The organism is Pseudomonas sp. IT-P12 (assembly GCF_949767465.1).
In the GTDB taxonomy this organism is placed as follows: domain Bacteria; phylum Pseudomonadota; class Gammaproteobacteria; order Pseudomonadales; family Pseudomonadaceae; genus Aquipseudomonas.
In genome coordinates, this window is record NZ_CATKPY010000026.1 from 13,560 (window position 1) to 35,892 (window position 22,333).

The 22,333-nt window shown below is 61.1% G+C and carries 30 protein-coding genes; 3 read left to right on the top strand and 27 right to left on the bottom strand.

Translation table 11 applies throughout. From position 1 onward, the window contains the following. Window positions 1–112 precede the first annotated feature (112 nt). Entirely contained in the window at window positions 113–892 is a 780-nt protein-coding gene (gene fpr / locus ACM6IM_RS25280) for a ferredoxin-NADP reductase (RefSeq protein ID WP_003443014.1), read from the bottom strand. Window positions 893–1,027: 135 nt separating this feature from the next. On the opposite strand from fpr, the gene ACM6IM_RS25285 reads away from it, so the two are divergent. Continuing rightward, on the top strand, window positions 1,028–1,954 hold the full coding sequence (locus ACM6IM_RS25285; RefSeq protein ID WP_192302470.1) for a LysR family transcriptional regulator: 927 nt from the start codon (window positions 1,028–1,030) through the stop codon (window positions 1,952–1,954). Here the strand turns inward: ACM6IM_RS25285 and ACM6IM_RS25290 are convergent. The 3 genes from ACM6IM_RS25290 to ACM6IM_RS25300 form a co-directional block, all read right to left on the bottom strand. Continuing rightward, window positions 1,951–2,313: a diacylglycerol kinase gene (locus tag ACM6IM_RS25290; RefSeq protein ID WP_008030027.1), complete on the bottom strand. Its 363-nt coding sequence runs from the start codon at window positions 2,311–2,313 to the stop codon at window positions 1,951–1,953. The two genes, ACM6IM_RS25285 and ACM6IM_RS25290, sit on opposite strands and share 4 nt — an antisense overlap. Before the next feature lie 76 nt (window positions 2,314–2,389). Further along, window positions 2,390–3,040: a response regulator transcription factor ErdR gene (gene erdR / locus ACM6IM_RS25295; protein WP_192302472.1), complete on the bottom strand. Its 651-nt coding sequence runs from the start codon at window positions 3,038–3,040 to the stop codon at window positions 2,390–2,392. A 222-nt stretch (window positions 3,041–3,262) separates the two neighbouring features. Continuing rightward, on the bottom strand, window positions 3,263–4,006 hold the full coding sequence (locus tag ACM6IM_RS25300; RefSeq protein ID WP_201196680.1) for a tRNA-uridine aminocarboxypropyltransferase: 744 nt from the start codon (window positions 4,004–4,006) through the stop codon (window positions 3,263–3,265). Between the two features lie 184 nt (window positions 4,007–4,190). Between ACM6IM_RS25300 and ACM6IM_RS25305 the strand changes: the two genes are divergently transcribed. Next, window positions 4,191–4,616, top strand: coding sequence for a PA3611 family quorum-sensing-regulated virulence factor (locus ACM6IM_RS25305; RefSeq protein ID WP_201196682.1), 426 nt, complete (start codon window positions 4,191–4,193; stop codon window positions 4,614–4,616). Window position 4,617: 1 nt separating this feature from the next. Here the strand turns inward: ACM6IM_RS25305 and ACM6IM_RS25310 are convergent, their stop codons facing one another. Next, window positions 4,618–4,812, bottom strand: a complete 195-nt coding sequence (locus tag ACM6IM_RS25310; RefSeq protein WP_201196684.1) for a hypothetical protein — start codon at window positions 4,810–4,812, stop codon at window positions 4,618–4,620. Between the two features lie 355 nt (window positions 4,813–5,167). On the opposite strand from ACM6IM_RS25310, the gene ACM6IM_RS25315 reads away from it, so the two are divergent. Then, the gene (locus ACM6IM_RS25315) at window positions 5,168–6,286 is read left to right on the top strand and encodes a TIGR00730 family Rossman fold protein (RefSeq protein ID WP_414866622.1); all 1,119 of its coding nucleotides are present in this window, start codon (window positions 5,168–5,170) and stop codon (window positions 6,284–6,286) included. A gap of 42 nt (window positions 6,287–6,328) precedes the next feature. Here ACM6IM_RS25315 and recX read toward each other — a convergent pair whose 3' ends face one another. The 22 genes from recX to ACM6IM_RS25425 all read right to left on the bottom strand — a co-directional run bounded on the left by recX (window position 6,329) and on the right by ACM6IM_RS25425 (window position 22,309). After that, window positions 6,329–6,796 (bottom strand): recombination regulator RecX, encoded by a 468-nt coding sequence (gene recX / locus ACM6IM_RS25320; RefSeq protein WP_192302477.1) that lies wholly within the window; start codon window positions 6,794–6,796, stop codon window positions 6,329–6,331. Between the two features lie 8 nt (window positions 6,797–6,804). Further along, window positions 6,805–7,863 carry a recombinase RecA gene (recA, locus tag ACM6IM_RS25325; RefSeq protein WP_192302478.1) on the bottom strand — a complete coding sequence of 353 codons (1,059 nt, stop codon included), beginning with the start codon at window positions 7,861–7,863 and terminating at the stop codon, window positions 6,805–6,807. Window positions 7,864–7,946: 83 nt separating this feature from the next. Next, window positions 7,947–8,447: a CinA family protein gene (locus ACM6IM_RS25330; RefSeq protein WP_192302479.1), complete on the bottom strand. Its 501-nt coding sequence runs from the start codon at window positions 8,445–8,447 to the stop codon at window positions 7,947–7,949. Window positions 8,448–8,526: 79 nt separating this feature from the next. Then, the gene (locus ACM6IM_RS25335; protein ID WP_201196690.1) at window positions 8,527–9,063 is read right to left on the bottom strand and encodes a lysis system i-spanin subunit Rz; all 537 of its coding nucleotides are present in this window, start codon (window positions 9,061–9,063) and stop codon (window positions 8,527–8,529) included. After that, window positions 9,045–9,608: a glycoside hydrolase family 19 protein gene (locus tag ACM6IM_RS25340; RefSeq protein ID WP_414866623.1), complete on the bottom strand. Its 564-nt coding sequence runs from the start codon at window positions 9,606–9,608 to the stop codon at window positions 9,045–9,047. Before ACM6IM_RS25340 ends, ACM6IM_RS25335 begins: the two co-directional genes overlap by 19 nt. Before the next feature lie 43 nt (window positions 9,609–9,651). Beyond that, window positions 9,652–10,683 (bottom strand): phage late control D family protein, encoded by a 1,032-nt coding sequence (locus tag ACM6IM_RS25345; RefSeq protein WP_414866624.1) that lies wholly within the window; start codon window positions 10,681–10,683, stop codon window positions 9,652–9,654. Between the two features lie 9 nt (window positions 10,684–10,692). After that, window positions 10,693–10,905 (bottom strand): tail protein X, encoded by a 213-nt coding sequence (locus ACM6IM_RS25350; protein WP_414866625.1) that lies wholly within the window; start codon window positions 10,903–10,905, stop codon window positions 10,693–10,695. Continuing rightward, a complete protein-coding gene (locus ACM6IM_RS25355; RefSeq protein WP_192302484.1) occupies window positions 10,898–11,281 on the bottom strand; it encodes a phage tail protein in 384 nt (127 codons plus the stop codon). The genes ACM6IM_RS25350 and ACM6IM_RS25355 overlap by 8 nt, the downstream gene beginning before the upstream one ends. Beyond that, a complete protein-coding gene (locus ACM6IM_RS25360; protein WP_414866626.1) occupies window positions 11,281–12,783 on the bottom strand; it encodes a glycine zipper domain-containing protein in 1,503 nt (500 codons plus the stop codon). Before ACM6IM_RS25360 ends, ACM6IM_RS25355 begins: the two co-directional genes overlap by 1 nt. Window positions 12,784–12,932: 149 nt before the next feature. Beyond that, window positions 12,933–13,502, bottom strand: coding sequence for a phage tail assembly protein (locus ACM6IM_RS25365; RefSeq protein ID WP_201196701.1), 570 nt, complete (start codon window positions 13,500–13,502; stop codon window positions 12,933–12,935). 149 nt (window positions 13,503–13,651) lie between these two features. Then, on the bottom strand, window positions 13,652–14,158 hold the full coding sequence (locus ACM6IM_RS25370) for a phage major tail tube protein (protein WP_192302487.1): 507 nt from the start codon (window positions 14,156–14,158) through the stop codon (window positions 13,652–13,654). Then, entirely contained in the window at window positions 14,158–15,324 is a 1,167-nt protein-coding gene (locus ACM6IM_RS25375; RefSeq protein WP_192302488.1) for a phage tail protein, read from the bottom strand. The genes ACM6IM_RS25370 and ACM6IM_RS25375 overlap by 1 nt, the downstream gene beginning before the upstream one ends. 2 nt (window positions 15,325–15,326) lie before the next feature. After that, window positions 15,327–15,536 carry a hypothetical protein gene (locus ACM6IM_RS25380; protein WP_192302489.1) on the bottom strand — a complete coding sequence of 70 codons (210 nt, stop codon included), beginning with the start codon at window positions 15,534–15,536 and terminating at the stop codon, window positions 15,327–15,329. 100 nt (window positions 15,537–15,636) lie between these two features. Continuing rightward, a complete protein-coding gene (locus ACM6IM_RS25385) occupies window positions 15,637–16,044 on the bottom strand; it encodes a hypothetical protein (RefSeq protein WP_414866627.1) in 408 nt (135 codons plus the stop codon). 10 nt (window positions 16,045–16,054) lie between these two features. Then, the gene (locus tag ACM6IM_RS25390; protein ID WP_414866628.1) at window positions 16,055–17,539 is read right to left on the bottom strand and encodes a phage tail protein; all 1,485 of its coding nucleotides are present in this window, start codon (window positions 17,537–17,539) and stop codon (window positions 16,055–16,057) included. Next, a complete protein-coding gene (locus ACM6IM_RS25395; protein WP_414866629.1) occupies window positions 17,540–18,172 on the bottom strand; it encodes a phage tail protein I in 633 nt (210 codons plus the stop codon). Then, window positions 18,169–19,164, bottom strand: a complete 996-nt coding sequence (locus ACM6IM_RS25400) for a baseplate J/gp47 family protein (RefSeq protein WP_414866630.1) — start codon at window positions 19,162–19,164, stop codon at window positions 18,169–18,171. The genes ACM6IM_RS25395 and ACM6IM_RS25400 overlap by 4 nt, the downstream gene beginning before the upstream one ends. After that, window positions 19,161–19,493, bottom strand: a complete 333-nt coding sequence (locus ACM6IM_RS25405; RefSeq protein WP_414866631.1) for a phage baseplate protein — start codon at window positions 19,491–19,493, stop codon at window positions 19,161–19,163. Before ACM6IM_RS25405 ends, ACM6IM_RS25400 begins: the two co-directional genes overlap by 4 nt. Before the next feature lie 10 nt (window positions 19,494–19,503). Then, window positions 19,504–20,115 carry a phage baseplate assembly protein V gene (locus ACM6IM_RS25410; protein ID WP_414866632.1) on the bottom strand — a complete coding sequence of 204 codons (612 nt, stop codon included), beginning with the start codon at window positions 20,113–20,115 and terminating at the stop codon, window positions 19,504–19,506. 3 nt (window positions 20,116–20,118) lie between these two features. Further along, window positions 20,119–20,643: a hypothetical protein gene (locus tag ACM6IM_RS25415; protein ID WP_414866633.1), complete on the bottom strand. Its 525-nt coding sequence runs from the start codon at window positions 20,641–20,643 to the stop codon at window positions 20,119–20,121. An 86-nt stretch (window positions 20,644–20,729) separates the two neighbouring features. Beyond that, entirely contained in the window at window positions 20,730–21,077 is a 348-nt protein-coding gene (locus tag ACM6IM_RS25420) for a phage holin family protein (protein ID WP_414866634.1), read from the bottom strand. Window positions 21,078–21,574: 497 nt separating this feature from the next. Further along, complete coding sequence (locus tag ACM6IM_RS25425; RefSeq protein WP_371049385.1) at window positions 21,575–22,309, bottom strand: helix-turn-helix transcriptional regulator; 735 nt, start codon at window positions 22,307–22,309, stop codon at window positions 21,575–21,577. Window positions 22,310–22,333: the final 24 nt, after the last annotated feature.

Below are 22,333 nucleotides of genomic sequence, written 5' to 3' on the forward strand. Positions count from 1 at the left end.
ACCGTGGGAGCGGCTTGCTCGCGAAGGCGCCGTGTCAATCAACGTTGATGTCGACTGATACATTGCTTTCGCGGGCAAGCCCGCTCCCACAGGGACAGCGATACAGCGGTTGTTACTTCTCGACGAACGCACGCTCGATCAGGTAGTCACCCGGCTCGCGCATCCGCGGCGAAACCTTGAGACCGAAGCTGTTCAGCACTTCGCTGGTCTCGTCGAGCATGCTCGGGCTGCCGCACAGCATGGCGCGGTCGTCCTGCGGGTTGATCGGTGGCAGACCGATGTCGCTGAACAGCTTGCCGCTGCGCATCAAGTCGGTCAGGCGGCCTTCGTTTTCGAATGGCTCGCGGGTAACGGTCGGGTAGTAGATCAACTTGTCACGCAGGGCCTCGCCGAAGAACTCGTTCTGCGGCAGGTGCTCGGTGATGAATTCGCGATAGGCGACTTCGTTGACGTAACGTACGCCGTGGCACAGGATCACTTTTTCGAAACGCTCGTAGGTTTCCGGGTCCTGGATGACGCTCATGAAAGGCGCCAGGCCGGTGCCGGTGCTGAGCAGGTACAAATGTTTGCCAGGCTTCAAGTCGTCCAGCACCAGCGTGCCGGTAGGCTTCTTGCTGATGATGATCTCGTCGCCTTCCTTCAAATGCTGCAACTGGGAAGTCAGCGGACCATCAGGCACCTTGATGCTGAAGAACTCGAGATGCTCTTCCCAGTTCGGGCTGGCAATCGAGTAAGCGCGCATAAGCGGGCGGCCATTGGGCTGTTGCAGGCCGATCATCACGAACTGACCGTTCTCGAAGCGCAGGCCCGGATCGCGGGTGCACTTGAAGCTGAACAGGGTGTCGTTCCAGTGGTGAACACTGAGGACACGCTCGTGGTTCATGTTGCTCATGTACGTGGGACTCCTGGAGATTTGTCTGCGCCTGTGCGTTGACCAAAGTGCTCTGCGCAATTGCAACGTATTCTAATCGCGACGACAATATCTGTTAACTGGATTATTAAGATAAGGGTTATCGGTTATATAGATATGCGATTTACTCTCCGTCAACTTCAAGTCTTCGTCGCCGTCGCCCAGCAGGAGAGCGTTTCCCGCGCTGCCGGGCTGCTCAATCTTTCGCAATCGGCGGCAAGCACCTCGATCACCGAACTGGAGCGCCAGTCCAGCTGCCAGCTGTTCGACCGCGCCGGCAAACGACTGAGCCTCAACGCGCTGGGTAAACAGCTGCTGCCACAGGCGGTGGCACTGCTGGACCAGGCCAAGGAGATCGAAGACCTGCTCAATGGCAAGTCCGGTTTCGGCTCCCTTGCGGTCGGCGCGACCCTGACCATCGGCAACTACCTGGCCACGCTGTTGATCGGTGGTTTCATGCAGCGCCATCCGGAAAGCCAGGTGAAGCTGCATGTGCAGAACACTGCCAACATTGTGCAACAGGTCGCGCACTATGAAATTGATCTGGGTCTAATCGAAGGTGACTGCAGCCATCCGGATATCGAGGTACAAAGCTGGGTCGAGGATGAACTGGTGGTGTTCTGCGCACCGCAGCATCCGTTGGCGATCCGCGGCACCGCGACCATGGAAGCGCTGAGCCAGGAGGCCTGGATTCTGCGTGAACAGGGCTCCGGTACGCGGCTGACGTTTGACCAGGCCATGCGTCATCATCGCAGCGCGCTGAACATCCGCCTGGAACTGGAACACACCGAAGCCATCAAGCGCGCGGTGGAATCGGGGTTGGGGATTGGTTGTATCTCACGCCTGGCCCTGCGCGATGCGTTCCGGCGCGGCAGCCTGGTGCCGGTGGAAACACCCGACCTGGACCTGGCGCGACAGTTTTATTTCATCTGGCACAAACAGAAATACCAGACATCGGCGATGCGCGAATTCCTCGAGCTGTGTCGCGCCTTCACCGCCGGGGTCCAGCGCAGCGACGAGATCGTGCTGCCGCCCATCGCTTAAAGCAGGATCACCGCCCAGACCAGCGCGATCATGGTCAACGCCACCAATTGGGCGGCGCTGCCCATGTCCTTGGCGTTCTTGGACAGCGGATGCAGCTCGAGGGAAATGCGGTCGATGGCCGCCTCCACCGCCGAATTGAGCAACTCGACGATCAATGCCAGCAGACAGACTGCAATCAACAACGCCTGCTCGACACGACTGACATTCAAAAAGAACGAGATCGGGATCAGGATGACGTTGAGCAACACCAGTTGGCGAAAAGCCGCTTCCCCGGTGAAGGCGGCGCGCAGGCCGTCCAGCGAATAACCGGAGGCGTTGAGGATGCGTTTCAGGCCGGTCTGGCCTTTGAAAGGGGACATAAGCGTGGCAACTGACCAAAAAAGGAGTGGGAAAGCTAGTTCAACCCAGGTCAAAAAAGCGTGAAGACGCCCGCCCTTACTGGCTTGAAATTGACTCAAGTTGTTGCAGAAGCAACGCCGCCTGGGTCCGGGTCCGCACATTCAGCTTACGGAAAATCGCCGTGACGTGAGCCTTGATCGTCGCTTCCGACACGCTCAGCTCATAGGCAATCTGCTTGTTCAGCAACCCTTCGCAGACCATGGTCAGCACCCGGAACTGCTGGGGTGTGAGGCTGGCCAGTCCTTCGCTGGCGGCCTTGGCTTCGTCGGAAACGCTGACGGCTTCAAACGCCTGGGGCGGCCAGAATACATCGCCATCAAGCACCGCGCGCACGGCTTTCTGGATCACGCTCAGGTCACTGGACTTGGGAATGAAGCCACTGGCGCCGAACTCACGGGACTTCACCATGATCGAGGCCTCTTCCTGGGCCGAGACCATCACCACCGGAATCTGCGGATACTGCCCGCGCAGTAGCACCAGCCCGGAAAATCCGTAGGCACCCGGCATGTTCAGGTCCAGCAGCACCAGGTCCCAGTCGGACTTTTCGTCGAGTCGGGTTTCCAGTTCGGCAATGCTCGCCACTTCCACCAGGCGGACATCCGGGCCAAGGCCCAGGGTCAAGGCCTGGTGCAAGGCGCTGCGAAAAAGTGGGTGGTCATCGGCAATCAGGATTTCGTATGTGGCCATTTTTCAAATGATCCTGTTCTTCAAACAGCGCAAGGTGCAGCCACGGAGCGGCACCCACAGGGCGCGTTCAACGCCAGTTACGTGACGGTTCATGTCGCTTTTCACGTTAGAAATGCGGCGTATCAAATCTCGGCCGCGCCCTGATCGGCGCCAAGCATGCCCAGCGAAACCGGGGTGGTCAAGGTGCCTGGCCGCTACAGTTCTTTGCAGTATGGGCGACAATCAACCGGTGACAGCACTGCCGTTTGGCACAAAGGGCATCAGCTCGGCATGTGCCGGTGTACTGACGTTCATGTCCAGCTGGTGCTTGGCATCCAGGTAATGCTGGCTGAACACATCGAAATAAGCGTCCAGCGCCGATGCAGCCTCGACATCGCCCGCCAGATCGAGGCACAGCGCAGCCACTTCGGCCGTGCACAAGTGCTCGCTGCGGGTCGAGCGACGCAGGCGATAGCGCGACAGTTTCTCGGGCAGCAGGCTGAGGATCGGCAGTGCATCGAAATACGGGCTTTTGCGGAAGATCTTCCGCGCCTCGGTCCAGGTCGCATCCAGGAGAATGAATAAAGGCCGCCGGGTGCTGTCGACCTCGACCGTGTTGGTCACCCGCTCGGGTTCAACGTACTCGCCGGGAAAGACCAGGTACGGCTGCCATTGCGGGTCGGCGAGCAATGCCAGCAGTTGCGGATCGGGCTCGGTGCGCGACCAGATGAATGCATGATTGTCACGCACCACATCCGCAATCAGCCATCCGGTGTTGCTCGGTTTGAACACTTCCTTGTTGGTCATGATCAGGCATACGCCGGAGCGGGTCTCGACCTGCGGGCGCCAGGCGCACAGGCAATGACTGACGATCACCCGGCAGTCATGGCAACGGGGCGCTCGCCAGCCACGGGCCTGAAGCGGCTTGATGCCCTCCTCCTCGCGCTGGTCGCGCAAGCGGGCTACGGCGTTGGGGGCATGGTTCATCGTGGGCTGTACCGGCAAACAGGGGAAATCGACACGAACGACACTCGGGGCAATAAAGGCCGCAGTTTATCAGAGCCGTCCGCGCAAGCCTGTACCGTCCGGACCACCTCCCCTATAATTCGCGCCCACTGAACGCACAGTCATGTGACAGGTCGAAGCACCAGTCACTGAACAGGAGAGTTTCATGTTGCGCCTTATCGTTCCCACCGCTGCCATTCTGCTGGCGTCGTCCTTCAACGCTCAGGCTGCGTCCTTGAGTGAGCAGAATCTCAACCGAGAGCTGCGCAACGTCGCCGCCCAAAGCAGCGTCGGCACGCCACGGGCGATCAACGAAGACATTCTCGATCAGGGCTATACCGTCGAAGGCAACGTGCTGATCAATCACTTGAGCGTGCAAAGCAGCCACGCCCAGAAGATGCGCGCCGAACCCAAGGCGGTTTATTTCCAGCTCGGCTCCTCCGTCTGCAACAACCCGGGCTTCCGCAAGCTGATGGCAAAGGGCGCGATCATGCGTTACGACTTCACCGAGGTGAAGACCAATCGAGCGGTCGGCTCGGCCAGCTTCCAGGAATCGGATTGCCCGAAAGCCGCGCCAGCGAAGAAAAAGTGATTCATCGGGAATTGGCGCGCCGCTGTTCATCCTCGGCGCGCAGTTCCGCAACCAGTGCCTGCAAGTAGCGCGAGCGTCGCTCGCCCCCCTCCAGACGTCGGCGGCACTCCTCCTCGAGACTCAAGTGATGGGTCTCGGCCGATGACATCAGTAATCGATACAGTTGCGTATCGATCTCCAGAATGATTCTGGCCATTGCTTCCCGCCTCCTTGCACTTCGCCCGTGTTTGAGCAAATAAAATCCTTGAACCGCTCGTACTGCGCGCCCTGCCTTTGACGCAAAGTTGTCGTGTCATGCCTGTAATTTAGTAAATCAGAGAGTCGGACACTCGGCGTGCGTTCAGACGAGCGGTGAAACCACCTTGCAAATCGTCAATAAGCGGTTGCCAGGAAAGACTTTGCGGCGCAATGATCAAGTCAGCGCAAATCACCGCGAGGGTCTAGATTCAGAGTATTCACATTCATTTTTCTCGGCAGGAAGGGGCTGCCTGATCGACGTCTTGCGATGCGCCTCACCCAAAGGAACACTGCCTGAATGGAAGGAGAATTCAATGCCTTACCAACCCAATGACCTCCTTAACCGTCATTTCGCAGAAAGCGGCCACGACCTCATCAGCAAGGTCGAAGAACAACTCAACCTTGTTTCACCCAATAGCCCGAACATCCCGATCTACCGCGACATGATTCTGACCGTGCTGCGCATGGCCCAGGAAGATCACAACCGTTGGAACGCGAAAATCACCCTGCAAGCCCTCCGCGAACTGGAACAGGCCTTCCGAGTGCTCGAACAATTCCGGGGCCGGCGTAAAGTTACGGTTTTCGGCTCTGCCCGTACCCCCATCGAACATCCGTTGTATGGCATGGCCCGCGAACTCGGCGCCGCGCTGGCGCGCTCGGACCTGATGGTGATTACCGGTGCCGGCGGCGGCATCATGGCGGCAGCCCACGAAGGTGCCGGCCTGGAGCACAGCCTGGGATTCAACATCACCCTGCCCTTCGAGCAGCATGCCAACCCCACGGTGAACGGCACCACCAACCTGCTGCCGTTCCATTTCTTCTTTACCCGCAAGCTGTTCTTCGTCAAGGAAGCCGATGCGCTGGTGCTGTGCCCTGGCGGTTTCGGCACACTGGACGAGGCGCTGGAAGTACTGACGCTGATCCAGACCGGCAAAAGCCCGCTGGTGCCAGTGGTGCTGCTCGATGCCCCGGGCGGCCAGTTCTGGCACGGCGCGCTGGACTTCATCCGCAATCAACTGGAGGAAAATCGCTACATTCTGCCGACCGACCTGAAGCTGGTGAGCCTGGTCCACAGCGCCGAAGAGGCCGTGGAGCAGATCAACCAGTTCTATAGCAACTTCCACTCCAGCCGCTGGCTCAAGCATCAGTTCGTGATCCGCATGAACCACAAGCTCAGCGACGATGCGCTCGAACACATGCAACACGCCTTCGCCGACCTGTGCCTGAGCGATCACTTCCATCAACATGCCTACAGCGGAGAAGAGCAGGACGAAGCGCGGTTCAGCCATCTGGTTCGACTGGCCTTCACCTTCAACGCCCGTGATCATGGACGCCTGCGGGAACTGGTCGACTACATCAACCTGCCGGAGAACTGGGCGCACTCCAAGCCAGTGGCAGCACAACGCACGCGGCAACCCTTGAAGGTCACGTGAGGCAAAAAAAACGGCCCGCTATCGAATAGCGAGCCGTTTCAGTCAATCATCCATCCCTCGGCCGCTTAACAAGCGGCTGATCATTTCCATGGAGTAACCACGATAACTCAGGAACCGGCCTTGTTTGGCGCGCTCCCGGGCGTCTATCGGTATATGCCCGGAGAACTTGCGCCGCCAGGTGTCCTCCAACTGTTCCTGCCAGTTGATACCGCTCTCGCGCAACGCGAGTTCGATATCACTGCGTTGCAGGCCACGCTGGCTTAATTCTTCGCGAATACGCAAAGGCCCATAGCCTGATCGGGCCCGGTAGGAAACGAAGCTTTCGAGGTAACGGGATTCGGACAGCAATCCCTCTTCCGTCAAACGGTCGAGAGCCGTGTCGATCATTTCAGGGAGGGCGCCGCGCTGACGCAGTTTACGCGTCAGCTCGACCCGACCGTGCTCGCGCCGTGCGAGCAGGTCCATAGCGGTTCGCCGCACCGCGACGAGTGTATCGAGTACGGCGGTCATCGGATCGATCAGATATCAGCGTCAGCCATGTCATCTTCAGTCTCTTTGACTGCAGAGGCCTTGGAGTCCGCGATGACGGCTGGAGACAGCAACTTGTCACGCAGTTGCTTCTCAAGGGCTGCGGCAACCTCAGGGTTATCCGCGAGGAACTTGGCCGAGTTGGCCTTGCCCTGACCGATCTTGGTGCCGTTGTAGGCATACCAGGCACCGGACTTCTCGACGAAACCGTGCAGTACGCCCAGGTCGATCATCTCACCATTGAGGTAGATGCCCTTGCCGTAAAGAATCTGGAACTCGGCCTGACGGAACGGCGAAGCCACCTTGTTCTTCACAACCTTGACTCGGGTTTCGCTGCCGACGACTTCATCACCTTCTTTCACCGCGCCGGTACGGCGGATGTCCAGACGAACCGAGGCGTAGAACTTCAGCGCGTTACCACCGGTGGTGGTTTCCGGGCTGCCGAACATCACGCCGATTTTCATGCGGATCTGGTTGATGAAGATCACCAGGCAGTTGGCGTTCTTGATGTTACCGGTGATTTTACGCAGCGCCTGAGACATCAGGCGGGCTTGCAGGCCCACGTGCATGTCACCCATTTCGCCTTCGATTTCAGCCTTTGGCACCAGGGCCGCCACGGAGTCGACGATGATCACGTCAACCGCGTTGGAACGCACCAGCATGTCGGTGATTTCCAGGGCTTGCTCGCCGGTGTCCGGCTGGGAAACCAGCAGGTCGTCGACGTTGACGCCCAGTTTGCCGGCGTATTCAGGGTCGAGGGCGTGTTCGGCGTCGACGAATGCGCAGGTCGCACCGGCTTTTTGAGCCTGGGCGATCACCGACAATGTCAGCGTGGTTTTACCGGAAGATTCAGGACCGTAGATTTCAACAATACGGCCTTTTGGCAGGCCGCCGATGCCGAGCGCGATGTCCAGCCCCAGAGAGCCCGTGGAGATGGCCGGGATCGCCTGACGGTCCTGATCGCCCATACGCATTACGGCACCCTTGCCGAATTGACGTTCGATCTGACCCAGGGCCGCAGCCAAGGCTTTCTTCTTGTTGTCGTCCATTAAAGTCCTCACGTAATCAATAAGGCCTGACGGCCAACACCTGTATAAGTAGCCAGTATTATTCCACAGGGATTCAGGATCGCCTACCCCTGATTTGAGATTTCTGCCGAGGCATGGCGCAGCAGCCCCTCTAGCGCGGCCTTCACCGTTTGTCGGCGGACTTCATCGCGGTCACCGGGGAAGTGCTGCAGTTCGCTGAACACCCGCTCGCCGACGCCCCAGGCCAGCCACACCGTGCCTACCGGTTTGTTCGGCGAACCACCATCCGGCCCGGCCACGCCGCTGACCGCCACGGAGAAAAATGCCCGGCTGCGCTCCTGCGCGCCCCTGGCCATGGCCTCGACCACCTCGCGACTGACCGCCCCCACCGTGGTGAACAGTTCCACCGGCACCCCCAATTGCAGGTTTTTCTGCAGGTTGGAGTACGTGACGTAACCGGCCTCGAACCACGCCGAACTGCCGGGAATGCGGGTAATGGCCTCGGCGATGCCGCCACCGGTACAGGACTCGGCGGTGGAGACATGGGCGTTGAGCATCTGCAATTGCCTGCCGAGGTCGGCGGCCAGCTGGGTGATCACTTTCACGGGCATCTCCTGATCGGGCGCTATGGACCTACCGTACACGAGCGCATCGCGCATGCAAGTGACAGGGTTGCTCAAGATGTTAGCGGATAAGCGCCCTCACATACGCCTGGCAAGCCTGCAAGGCGATCAGTGCGCGATCGCCGGCATCGGTGATGGCGATAATTCGTTGAGCATGCGCCGGGTCAAGTCGGGCGCGTGGGGCGCCATGATCCACGCCGCCGGCGCCGGAGGTGGCTGGCATTGCGCAGCCTGGGGCAATGTCGCCGGCCTCGAGGAGGACTGACAGGCGCACATCAGCAGTGGCAAGACGATCGCGCAGGCGATCCTGATCACGTTGGGCATCGCTCAGCGCTCGGTAATGGGTGTGTTCACTGGTCGCCAGCTGCTGCTCCAGCGCCTGGCGCCGATCCTGCTCAGCCTGCTGTCGGGCGGCTGCCGCCAGGGTCAGCTGGTTCAGCGATTCGGCGTGCAGCCGGGCCTGGTCCGCCAGTTGCCGCGCGTAACGCGCCTCCTGATAACGCCAGGCCAGCGTCGCCGGGCCAGCGGCCAACACCACCAGCAAAACCACCAGCCCAGCGGCCCGCCATGACAGCGGCATCAGACCGATGGCTGGCATAACACCGCCCTCGCCCGCCCCCACAGTTGCAGACGGTCTTGCAGGCCATTCAAACCGCCATTGATACGGCGGGTGATGCGGTTGAACTGGTCCCGATCAGCCAGCTCATTGAGGCCGTTGTGCGCCCAGAACCAGGCGGCGGATTCGGCGGCCCATTGTGGCAGTTCGAGCAGTTGCGGTTGCGCCAGCAGACGCTCATCGCCGAACAGGCCCACACTGCACTGCTGGTAGTTGCGCCGGCCGGTGACCTGGATCAGGCCACGGCCACGAAAGCGTTGACCGTCGCAGTCGGGCGCCGGGGTATTGCCCAGTCTGGCGGCCAGAGGGCCGGTGTCGTATTTGCTCAGGTACTGCTCGCTGCCCCGTTCCCGCAGGTCATGCAACTGCCCGGACTCATGGCCGACCTGCGCCAGGAAGGCCGCCATGCGTTTGGGCGTATCAATGCCGTGGCGCGCCATGGCGGCGTTGAGCACGCCAACAAAAACGCCCGCTTGAGTGCGGGCGTCGGGCATGATCGTTTGCAGCTGGGTTGACGTAATGTTCATCGTGCTCCCCGGCCGGGCACCCTCGGTACCCGGCGCTTCAGATTCAACTCGATCCCGGTGCGGACCGGGCATCCAGGCAGGTCGCCTCGATCGCGCAGCGATAGCTCTTTTCACGACTGCCGCTGGCGGTGACCTTGTCGATCGACCAGCGACCGCGCATGAAATCCGGCCAGGTGGTGTCGAGCAGGACCAGGCCTTCGGCGGACAGCCCCGGATGACCGGGGCACTCGATCTTCACCTTCAGCGCCTCGCGCATCATCCGGCGCACCTCGCCCTCAGCGGCCGTCCGTGCCTCGTCGGCGCTGTGGTAGCTCTGGCGGACGGTCTTGAACGGCGCCATGCCGCTCTCCTCGACCCGCACCTTGCCGGCCGCCGCGTCCCACCAACGGGTCTTGCACCCCTGGAACCTGGCCCGGCTGGTTTCATCCAGCGTCGCGGAAATGAAGGCGTGATCGCCTGGGTGATTGTCGCGGGTCACCGACAGCTGGATGTTCGGCAGCACCTTGCCCGACAGCGATTTCGCCTGCCCCCGCCGCGCCAGCACGTAGAGCTCGTTGATCGGCTTGGCCACGGCGTCGTGCAGACGGGCCAGTCGGGTCAGGAAGCCCATGTCGGTTTCGTTGGATTGGTCGATGTGTTCAATCCTGATCAGCGCCAGCTCCGGCGCCACCCGTGGCGAGAAACCGTGGCGCGAGGTCAGCTGGCGAAACAGCGCCCCCAGGGTCGTCGGACCGTGGCTGACCGAGCGACGCAGCTTGAACCCGGTCTGATCCGTTGCACTGAAGGGCGCCGCCGTGGCCACCAACGTCAGACGCAGGGGAAACAGCGTCGGTGTACGCCGTGTGACCACGAACTGGCCCTTGTCGATCAGGCCCGATTCAAGATAGCCGACCCTGAGGCCGATTTTTCCTTCGAGACTCGGTAAGCCTTCAAGCCCTTGCAGGTCGAGGACCAGGGTCAGTTGATCGGATTCGATGCCGGCGGCGTCGATGTGCTCCCAACTGATGAGCCTTGGGTTGATCAGGTCCGCATTGGCCCCGTAAATCTCTATGATTGGCGTGAAACCCTGTGCCATGACGCCTCCTTAATCCCAGGCCGAAACCGGGGCGTCCACTGCGGGACGGGATTCAGGTTCCGGCAGGATCACCCAGACACCCGCCGGCAGGACCGCGTGCTGTTCCTGCAGATTCGGATTGAGGCGCCACAGCGCCTCTTCGACCGCATCATCGCAACGACCGGTTTCCCGGTAGAGCAACAGATTCACCGAATCACCGGCCACACTTCGTACTCTACGCATGGATGAACTCCGACAAATCCACGGACCAATTGATGACCATTGCCGTCCCGTCATCGATGACTTCACTTTGGGTTTCCGTCACGCTGTTGATTCGCCAGAAGCCCCAGTGGGTGCCGATGCCGTCGACCATCGGCAACGGCACGCGCAACGCCTGGAGTGCCCGCAGTTCATCGAGCCGTTGCATGGCCACCGCGTACATCGACTTGCCGCTGATCTTCAGCGTCTGCGCCTTCTGCCCGGCCTGCCTGGATTTCGGCTTGCCCATCACCACCTCCAGATCGGTCCAGCCGCCGTCCGACAGGCGAACGATGCCGCTGTAGGCAAAGTTGCGCGACAAGCCGAAGATAAAACTGCCCAGTGCCATTTGCTGACGCATTACACACCTCCATCTGTCAGGGCCGCGTCGCGTCGAGTCGCGAGGGCGTTATGGGTCATCAACGGGACGAACTCACCGTGAAATTGCGCCTGCAACTGCTGCGCGACCACGCTGCGAATCTGCTCGGCACTGTCGGCATTGGGGCAAGTGACCTGGATCGACGGGGCAAAATTGATTGGCGTGTTTTGCGCCTGGGCACTGGTCAGGTCCTTGCTGACCTGTTCCGGCGCGCTGAGCCGATCCACCAGCCCGCCCAGCTTTTCACCGAGCATCGTGCCCAGCCCGGAACCCGCGAAGCTGCCCACCAAACCGCCAATGGCGGTGCCGATAACGGGGAAAACAAGGGTGCCGAGCGCGGCGCCTGCCGCGGCACCCGCATAAGAACCTGCCAACACTCCGGCAGAAGAAACCACGGCTCTGCGGTCACCGCTGGCAATGCCTCGGGCCGCGCGGACACCCGCATTGAGCAATCTCAACGGCGGCGACAACCTGCCTGCTGCAGCCCCGACGCTGGCCACCCTGCCGAACAGCGAAGTGGCACGCGCAGGGCGGGCACCACCGGTCAAACCTCGCGTCTGCGCGTTTGAAGGCACAGGCGTGCGGCGTTGCACTTCGATTTTGGGTGGCGGCAGGTTATTGCGGGGCGTTTTTTTCCTGGGTTTGTTGCGCCCCCTTGCTCTGCCTTCATGATCGGCCTGGGCGTCGTTGCGGTTCGGCCCTGATCCCTTGCCCGCTGTCGGTGGACGGTGTTTTTCACCTTGATGACCAGCGCCATCCGGTTCGTCAATCAGCGTTCCCAAACCAAAAGGGAGTCGCGGCGTACCCCACTTCAGGATCTTTTTCGCCGCGTTGGCGAGCGCTTCGTCGGCCACTTTCGATGCGAGGGCATACACCCCGACAGCGACGGCTGCCAGCCCAGGCCCCAGCACGGGGGTTTGTTCGGCGAACGAGTTGAACCTGTCGAGCGGGGCGGAAAGGTCCGGAGTCGCCACATTGTGCAGCCGCTCCAGACTCGCCGCCATCGGGTTGACCGAAACCGGCGTGGCGCTTCTTTGAGGTTCAGCGGGCGTCGCGGTCGAAACCACGTGTTCTGGTGTCGACGGCCACTGCAGGTACTTTTCAAGCGCTGTTCCTGGCAAGGGCTGCAACGCATTGCCTGCACTTTTATCGCTGGCGGGCAAAGCCATCGGCACGCGCGGCGGTTCAATGGATGGGCGCGGTTCAACCTCGATATTCAGCCGGAACGGCGATTCTCCACTGACGCGAGGCGCCGGCGAAAACGCCTTGAGCTGTGGGCGAGGCGTGAACAACGCTGCCGTCAGCGACTCCAGGACCTTGCCGAGTTCGCCCTGTTGTGCCGTCAACAGGCGAATGTTCAGGCTGGCCGCGTTCAACGCCATGCCGAGCTGGGCCATGGCGCCGGTAAAACCGCTCAAGCCGAAGGGCTCTGAGGTCACACTCAGCGCCGGTAATCCAAAACTGTCGAGCGTTGCCTCGCTCATCGAATACTTAGTGTCTGCCATCCTCCCCTACTCCTCTTTCACACCCAGACGGCTCAGCGCAATCTCGTAGCGGCGCAAGGCCTTGTCGGCGTCCCACTGCAGAATCTCCGCCTCACTTACCGGGTAAATGAGCGGCACGACATCGAGGATCACTTCGATGTCGCGTTCCGAAAGAAGGCCGCCGGTTGGTTTAAAAAATCGTCGATTCGCACCTGCAATTGCGTCCAGTCCGGAACGGTCAGATAGGCCAGGTCGGGGAGCATCAGACCGGTGCAATGGGCGGTGATGAATTCCGCGCGCTCCTTGGCGGTCTTGAGTTTCTTCATCGCCTTGGTGGCGCGCAGCACCGGCATTTCCAGTGTCAGCGACGTCAGGCTGCGACCGGCTGCGGCGAGCGGTTGCAGCAGCGTCACTTCATCCGGTTCGCCTTCGCCCACGGATTGAAGAAAGTGCGAAGCCGGCAAGGTCGACATTTCGTGTACGTAGTGGGCGATGCTCACGTAGTCCGGACGTTTGAGCTGGTCGAGTTCCTTGACCGACAGCCCGGTGGCCAGTTGCGCCAGCTCGAAGAACTGATCGTCTTCGTCCTCGCCGGCGCGGGCCAGGGCTTCTTTTTGTGCGGCATAGAACAGCGGTTTGAGGGTGATCTGTTCGATCTGCGTGCCGTCGTCGGCGGTGATTGGCGACAACAGGACATGAACGGGTGGCGTCCAGGGCATGGGGAGAACTCCTTGGTGACCGGGGTTGGATCCCGGCAAGACAACCCTTGTGGGAGCGAGCCCGCTCGCGATGCGATTTGCCATGCAACAACGCGGTGTCTGATGCACCGCTATCGCGAGGCAGGCTCGCTCCCACAGGGGATGGAGGGTTAAGGCAGCAACACCGCGCGACGGGCATCGCCGAGGATGTCGACGCCGTTGAGCACGAACTTCTGGGTGCGCACGTCGATGTCGATCACCGGGATGCCGTTTTCCAGACGGTTGTAGGTGCGGCAGGACAGCTCCAGCGTGGTGGTGGGTTTTTCGCCCATCTTCAGTTTCGCTTCGGTCAGGGATTTGAGCTTGCCGCCGACGGTGTGATAGGTGAACCAGGTATTGCCATCCTGATCCTGGCCGGCTTCACGCACGTTGAGCAGGATGTCGTCGCCCAGTTTTACCCCCAGGGCCAGCATGACTTCGGCGCCGGCACCCTGCAGGATGAGCGTGGCGCCCAGCACTTTGCCGCTCTTGGCCATTTCCTCGGCGATGAAGCGCCCACCGGCCTGAGCCTCCATGTCGAACTCGATTTTCGGCGGCGTGAACTCTTCCACCGTCGCCGACAACGGCAGGCCTTGCAGCGTGGCCGCGATGGCCTGTCTTACACGGTTGGTAAACATTAGAGAACGTCCTCCAGGAACTGCTCGATGATTTCGTCACGGGCGTTGAGTTGATAGATCATGTGTTCGTTCGGCGCGTAGCGGCCGTAGTCGATGACCACGTACCAGGTGCCGTTCTTGTACTTCTCGACGCTGTTGAGTTCCGGGTGCAGGTAGACGCTGCCTCCCGGAATGGTTTCGTCGGCGACCAGGGTTTGCAGCCAGTCGTTGATGCGCTTGACCTCCTGGTCCATGAACGACTTGGTCAGGTTTTTGGCCATGGCCTTCTGGCCGGCCTTGACCAGCTTGCGGCTGATCGCGTCTTCCAGGCCGACGTAGCTGATGAACTTGCCGGTGATCGAGCGGTTCCCCAGCAGCGAGAAGCCGCCGAGGATGGTGCGGGCGTAGTAGCTGATGCCGTAGCGGTTGAGCAGGTCGCCCTCGGTGGAGGTGTCGAGGATGTTGTATTCCACGACGCGCGACACGTCTTCGGCGAAGGTCACCTGGTTGCCCGGGCTCTCCCATTGCTTGACCTTGGCCAGCGCGGCGATGGCCAGGCTCGAGGGCGCCAGGAATACGTTTTTCTTCGCCGCCCTGGAGTACACCGATGGCATGTTGTGCACCACCAGGCAACGGTCGAAACCCAGCTCCGCGCCGCCCAGTTCCTGGCTGTAGGTGATTTGATCGGCGACCGCGACATCCTTGCCGTCGAGCACCACGCGGGCCTTGATGCGCTTGCCGAACGAGGCGAACTCACCGGCCACGGCCTTGGTGCCGGTGAAGCCCGGCGCGCCGATGATGGTCAGGTCCTCGGGCACGCCGCCCAATGCAGCCAGGCCGAGCTTGCGCCCGGTCAGCGGATCGATGCCGCCGATGACGTTGTTCAGGGTGTCCGCCGGGGTCGCGCCCTCTTCGACGATGACCACGTAGACCGGCACCTTGACCACTTTCAGGATCTGGAACACCGCGTGATACAGCGTGCCCTCCTCGGCCCCCGTCGGGTCGAGCAGCGCCTGGGTGGTGAAGCTGTTGATGCGAAACGGCGCATTGCGCGGAATCAGCGGGTCGGCCTGCGGCGCGGTGCCGACCAGGCCAATGACGTTGTCACCCAGGCCACCCATGGCCTCGGGGGATTCGGTGGCATTGACGGTAATGCCGTTGTGCTCGAAGTTCAAAACCTCAGCCATGGTTATTCAGCCTTCTTGGCAGCGGCTTTTTTCGCCGCGGTGGATGGAGAAGCCGACTCGGCAGCTTCGGTTTTTTTCAGCTCCAGTCGACCGGCCGTGCGCAACGCGCTGGCCTCGACCTCGAGCAGATTCAGCGCCTGGCCGATGCTCGACCAGTGACCACCCCCGACGGGGAATGGGCGCACTACGGTGTACGTTTGGCGTTCTGCCATGGGTGTTTCTCCATGCATGAAAAAGCCCCTTGAAGAAGGGGCTGAGGGGGTGTGAGTGGTGTGCCGGCGGGAAAGAAAACGCCCCGACGGTGCGGGGCGCTCAATCATGTTCAAAGACTGTAACGGGCGGCCATGGATACCTTGCCTGGATCTCCTTGTAACGTGCCACGCCCGATGCGCTTACCACCTCCCATTGATCTTCTCCCATGATTTGCATGCGTTGAGCCTCTGCAAAATAGCGGTCGGAACCGGTCAGTGGCTCGGCATAAGCACGTAAACGCAGGCTTTCAACTCGTTCACGAGTCAAAATCAAGGGCGGATCTGCAGGAAGCGGCACCTTGGAAATGAGTCCTTGATTTATTACCCACTGCCCATCGGTCTCTTGAGTCATTTGCATGTAGAGAGACTCGCTAAGAGGTATCGCCGATTCGGGGATATCGTTTATACCTTCAACCAAATGAGCAGTCCTGACTCCATTCACATCAAACATTGCGTATTTTCTTGGCATTTATGACTCCTTAATGACCTATCACCAGCCAATTGACCGTGAAAGGAACATTGCCGGCGTTACTGACATCATCCCCGCCTACCAACACGGCAGACTTCGAGCCCGCGATCAAATTGGCAAAAGGACCAATCCATCCGCTGTACCAATCGTTTTGTACAGCGGACGCCCAGATGCGGAGGGGAGCATTAGGAAATTCGAACGGTAATACAACGTTCGCTTTTGCGCCTGACGGTGCCGTATTCACAAAGGAACTTTGCCCCCACTGAATCACCAAACCGCCGAGCCATGTCGGGAAGATAACCCCACCATTTGTGGCTTTAAGGATGTAAAAACCCCAGCGCATTTTTTTTGGGGTAACAATTGTGGCGTCATCCAGGCCAGCAGTAATTTGATCGAACGCCGCCACTTGTGCCGTACCCCGCCGGCTCTCGGTTGCCTGAGCAGCAAGAGTAGCCAGCTCCGCAATATCAATATTTCCCTGGTTGATCGGTGCGTTCCAGGCTTTGATGCACCACATGACTGCCAGGTTGCGTGGGCGGGTTTCACTGGCAGTACGGGACGCTCCGTTGACGCCATCCGTGACCGCATCACGAATACGAGCGTAGGAAGGGCCACGTACATCCTTTTTTGTCGCAGGTACGTCAAATCCGTCTTGAAATGTCGTGCCCGATCGCCCGCCATCAACATACCAATAGTCGTGCCAATGACCTTGAAATGCGTCTATCTGGTTACTGCCAATCGCCCGCCCGGCATCCACCCCCCGTCCATGATCCCACCCCCGCAAAAACTCCCCACGGGACTCCGGCAGCCGAAAATTACCCGCCCCTTCTCCCCCGGTATTGAAGGTCGTGCCCAGGAACGCATACAGATCCGGATAGGTCGCAATGCTCTGCACGCTGCCATCAACTTCCAGAAAACCCGGCGGCACCGTCGCCTTGGGAAACGCCACCATCGAGCCCACCGGCAACGCCGAAGCCTGCGCGATCATGGCCTCGATTTCAGCCCTGGTACTTGCCAGTTCGTCAGCGAGGTAACCCATCACCCACGCCCGGGTCGCTTTCACCACGGTGTCGTCGATCAACAAGGTCACGAGCGAGGCGTTGCTGGTCTCGAAAATCGAGCGGATGTAGAACTCCTTGCCCGAACCCGACGTCGCCAGCACCGGCTTGAACGACTCCGGGTATTTGACGATGGCGTAGAGAATGCCGGTGTCGGTCCAGAGCCCGGCTTCCCTCACGTACCAGCCACCCTCTTGCGGTGGGATGGTCACTTCGGCGAGCAGCCAGCTGGGGTTCTTTTCGTCCTGGAACAGGGCGTTGAGCGGCCCGCGCCAGACTTCTCGCTTGAGCGCAGTGGCGGTTGCCGCCGGGTTGTAAACCGCGCCGCCGCCGTCGCCGACCGAAATCTGCGACAACTTGATCGGCACGCCCGCCGCCTTGCAGGCGGTTTCGTAGGCAATTCCTGCATTCGTGAGCAGGGTGTAATAGTCGGCCATTCAGGACCCCTGTGGATAAATAGTGGAGATTTCGACGGTGTAGAGCGCGCCGGCCTTGAAGGCCAGGCCCGACACCTCGAGCCCTTCGAGAACGATGGGATAAACCGTGGTCAGCTCACCGCACACCGTCGCTGCGCCGATGACGTGGTTGCCGAAGGCACTCAGGCCGACCGACACCGACAACAGGTCGCGCTCGCTCTTGGCGTCCGCCAGTCGGCGATCGAGACGGGCATCGATGGCTTCGCTGTAGGGTTGTTCGGTGAACGCCCGGACGTTGAAGCTGTAAGGCTGGCCCGGCGGTGTCTGCTCGTACCAGGCCCGCACTTCGGGATTCAGGCGCAGGCCCCTGGCAGCGTTTTCCAGGGCCTGCCGCGTCCCGGCCTGGCGCGCCGTGGGCCAGGCCAGTTGCACGGTCAGGCGCTTTTCCACTTCGTCTGCCCCTGAATTCCATTCACTGACACCACGGTCTGCCGCGAGGTACGGCAGAAAGGCCAACGGTGTCCCGGTCGGGTTCATCAACTCGGGAAACGGAGGTGCGATGCGGTCAAGCAATACGCCAAAGCCGATATCCAGGGCCTTTTCCAGTGCGGAGCTGTTGGGTGGCAACAGACTTGAGCGAGATTCGTCACTCATAGCGCCAGCACCTCAACCTCGACAGCAGTGCAATACGGCGCCTCGAAAGCCGTGGTGACGATCGGCTCCAGCGGCTCGAGGATTTCCAGTTGAACCGCGCCTGCGCTGTGCAGCGTGTAGTCGATCCAGCTGGGGTCGACTCGCCCTTCCAGGCGATGACAGCTTTGGGCATACGCCTGCAATTGCTGTTGTGCGGCGAGCCTGGTCAGCCCCGAATCCGGGCCGGAGTTGATCCTCGCGACGACGCGGATCCTGTAGTTTTTGATGTGCGCCCCCTGCACCGTGACCCGGTCGGTTTCCGGTCGCACGTCCGGCCGGGCGAAATGCTCGCGCACTCCGTCGAGCAACGCCTCGGAGGCCGAACCATCACCCTCCCGCGCCAGCACCGTAACCATGACCTCGCCTGGGGCCGTGCGGCGTCCATTGCCGTCCTTGACCTGCGCCGCGAAGCCGTCCGGCGCGAAGGTGTAGGTCACCGTGACCTCGCCCGGCGCATGGGTCTCGACCTTCACCACGGGGCGCTCGCCAAGGGTCAACACCTCGCGACGATACTGCATGCGCGACCCGGCAGCCGGCGCATGGGGCGCCAGGTAATAACGCAAACGCGCGTCATCGTCGCTTTCATACAGCGGCGCAATCGGCGGAAACGCCCGGGGATCACCGGGGTCCAGCAGTTGACGCTCAAGCCCCATGTCGGCAAGGCGCGCATCCAGATTGCTGCCGGTCGCCCACCAGGCCAGCATCTGCTTGATCCGGGCGTTGTATTGGCGCTCATGCAGTTGCAGGCGCACGCAAAAGGCTTCGAGCGCCAGGGTCAGCAATTCGCTTTCGTTTTCCAGGCTCGCCTTGAGCTTCACCGCCGTCTGCGCAGACCGGGCGCCGACGTATTCGACGACGAAGCGCTTGAACTCGGCGAGCAGGTCCTCGAAAGCCTCGACGGTGACAATCGAGGGTTCGGCCAGTTGGTTCTGGCCAGGGATCAACATGCTCATGTCACCACCTCGAAGGTTTGCGTGCGGTTGTTCCAGCTACCGGCAAAGCGCAACACCAGCCCGGCGCCCCGGCGACTGGCGACGATGGCCTGCGGCTGAAAATCGCCGATGCCGTTCTGTTCGTTGTAAAAGGCCTGGGCGGCATGGCTCTGGGCGAGGAGCAACAGGTCATCGCCGAGGTTGCGGCCCAGCAGGTCCGGGATCAGCGAGCCATACAGCGGACGCTTCTGCCGCGTGCCCAGGGGGGTGGTCAGCGCCCGGGTGGCGCGCTGCACGAACTGCGGCCAGTCGTCGACCGCCGCCCCGGTGTTTCTATCGATTCCGATCATGGGAGACTCTTCATGCGGTACTGATGACGCGACCCTGGTGATCCACCACCGGGCCGCTCAGGTGCACACCGGAAGCGTCGAGTCGCAAACCGACCGCGCCCAGTTGCAGTTCGATGGCCTCGGGCGTGATCACCAGACTCGCCGGCCCGAGATTCAACTCGAGCGCTTCGCGAGAGCCGTTGAACGCCGCCGGGCCGTTCTTCCAGTGCAAGGCGTGAAGGGCATCGTCGTAGCCGCTTTCCGTGCCGTCCAGGTAGCGGCGACGCGTCAGCGAAGCCTGGGTCGAGACGGGTGGAAACTGGCTGCCGTTGAGCCCGAACAACGCCACCGACTGCGCGCCGCCGTCGCCGCCGCCATGGTTGAGCAACAGGCATTGCTCGCCGACCGAGGGAATGCGCGATTCGCTTTGGGCACCGGCGCTGGGGTTGAAAAAGCGGATCGCCGGGGTCAGCAACTCGCCGTGGCTGACTCTGCAGGTGTTGCTGGCCGCATCGACCTCCTGGCACACGCCGATCCGGCACACACTGTCGGTGCGCCGGTAAAGGTCTTCCAGCTGCGCTTCCATCTCGGCCAGGCGCTCGATGACCGGCCCCAGTTGCTGGCGTAAATACCCGTCGAACATGCCTCAGTCCTCCAGTTCGGTGTATTGATCGGGGTCGTCGATGTTCGAGACCTCCCAGGTCTTGGCGAATTTCGGGATGCCCAGCGGGTCGTCGAGCAGCAGCGCACCGAGGTAGAGCGTCTGGTCGAAGGACAGGGTCCAGGCCGAATAGGCCTGCGCGTCACTGAGGAAAGTCGACGGCAAGGCGTCGATGTTTTGCGGCAGATCGCACTGACCGGACGGCAAGCCCCAGCGGTTATCGGTGATCAACCCTTTGAGTACGCAGGCCAGATCGCACGCGGCCAGGCCTGGATCGGCCAGCGTCGGCGACGTGATGATTTGCAGCGAGATCGTCAGGGCATGGGCGATACGTCCATCAGGGGCACGGCTGGCGCTGGCATTGCGCTCGCAGGCGATCAGGGCCCAGGCCTGGTCGAAGGTGGCGTCGAAGTCCTGGGGACTTGCGACGTTCAAACCCAGGCCCGCCGAGCGCAGGGTTTGAGCGATGGCAAGCAGCAGCCGCGACGGCCTGTCGATGTCGAGGGACATAAGGTGACTTCCTGTGCATAGGTCCAGGCTCCGGCTGCGGGTTCATGCAGCGAAGCGCGGTGGCCGTAACGGCCGATGAATGGGGTTTACTGATCCGGACGGGAGTCCGGCGGCGGTACCTCGCATACGCCGATGCGCCTGGCCGCCCAGCGCTCATACAGGCCGATGGCGACATCCGCGCCCGCCATCGCCGTGAGGCAACCAAAAGCGCCGGCGACCCAGATCGACAGGCCGGCGGCATACAACAGCATGATCGCCGACACCCCGCAGATCATGCAGGCCCCGGAGCGCAAGGCCAGACGCCGCAGCAGCGACCAGCCGCGAGCGCCCTCCTTGTCGGCGCGCCACATTTCGCCGGACACCCCACCGATCAAGGCGAGCACGATGACCAGCCAGATCGGCATGTCCAGCAACGCCAGTTGCTCGTTTGTCATGTCACGCCTCCTTGGGTGATTGATGAATGAAAGGCAGGTGGTGGGTTAAGAAGAAATGTCGTGTGGTAGGCATTCCAAAAAGCCCGGCTTGAACCGGGCTTTTCAGTAATGCGGTCCTTCGCGTTGACCTTTCGGCGCGACTGGCGCGGTACGGGTCCATTCAGATTGTTTTTCCGACCGCGGTCCCTGCCCGCCGGATAACTGCTTCTGGTGCTTTACGCTGCACACCCGGGTCAGTTGCCAACCCTCTGAACCGTTGAGGCCGGTTCATCGCTGCCTGTTGTGGTGGAACTGAAGAGCTTCGTTGCGAGCTGCTTTGTCGAGCGGCTTGAGACGAAGAATATGCATGGATGCATATACAGTCAATGCACAAATGCATTTATTTATGCATTTTAATTGCATGAACGCATGGGAGCCCCGCAGGCAAAGGCGCTGGCGATTTTCTGCAGGCGCAAAAAAACCCGCACGATGGCGGGTTTCATCTGACAGAGGCTGGCCTAACGGGCGTACATGCCCCACCAGAAGACGTGACCGAGGATGACAATTTGCTCTTCCTGCATTTCCTGGAAGCTGTAGTCCTCATCCGGGTGCTCATCGCGATTGAAACTGCGCAGGCGAATGCCGGTTGGCAGGCGATACAGCTGTTTCACCCGCAATTGCCCATTGTGGTTGATGGCATAGAGGTCGCCGTCGACGATATCGCCGATGCCACTCTTGCCGGCGTTGACCCCGACGGTGGCGCCGTCACGCAGCACCGGCAACATGCTGTTGCCGCGTACCGTGACGCATTTGGCCTGATCGAACTGCACGCCGTTGTGACGCAGGCTGCGCTTGCCAAAGCGCAGACTGGCGCGCTCGCTCTCTTCAATGACGAATCTTCCTGATCCCGCCGCCAATTCAACCTCGCGAAGAAAGGGGACCGACACCTCGTCGTCATCGACGGGCGTATCGTCGTCCCACAGACTGATGTCCTTGAGTTCGGCGTGCACTTGATCGCGCCCGGCACCGGCGGCGGATGCCACACCGGCGCGGCCGCGCAACTGGTCGGTGCTCACGGCGAAGTACTCGGCGATCTTCGAGATGTGTTTGTCCGAAGGGTCGACAATCTTGCCGCTGAGGATTCGCGAGAGGGTGGATTGAGGCACGCCGGTGCGACGGTGAAGCTCCGTGGGGGAGATCCCGTGCTGATCGAGCAGCGCTCTGAGGACGGTAGAAACATTGCGTTTTTGCATATCGCGCATAGTGCTTGATCTTTT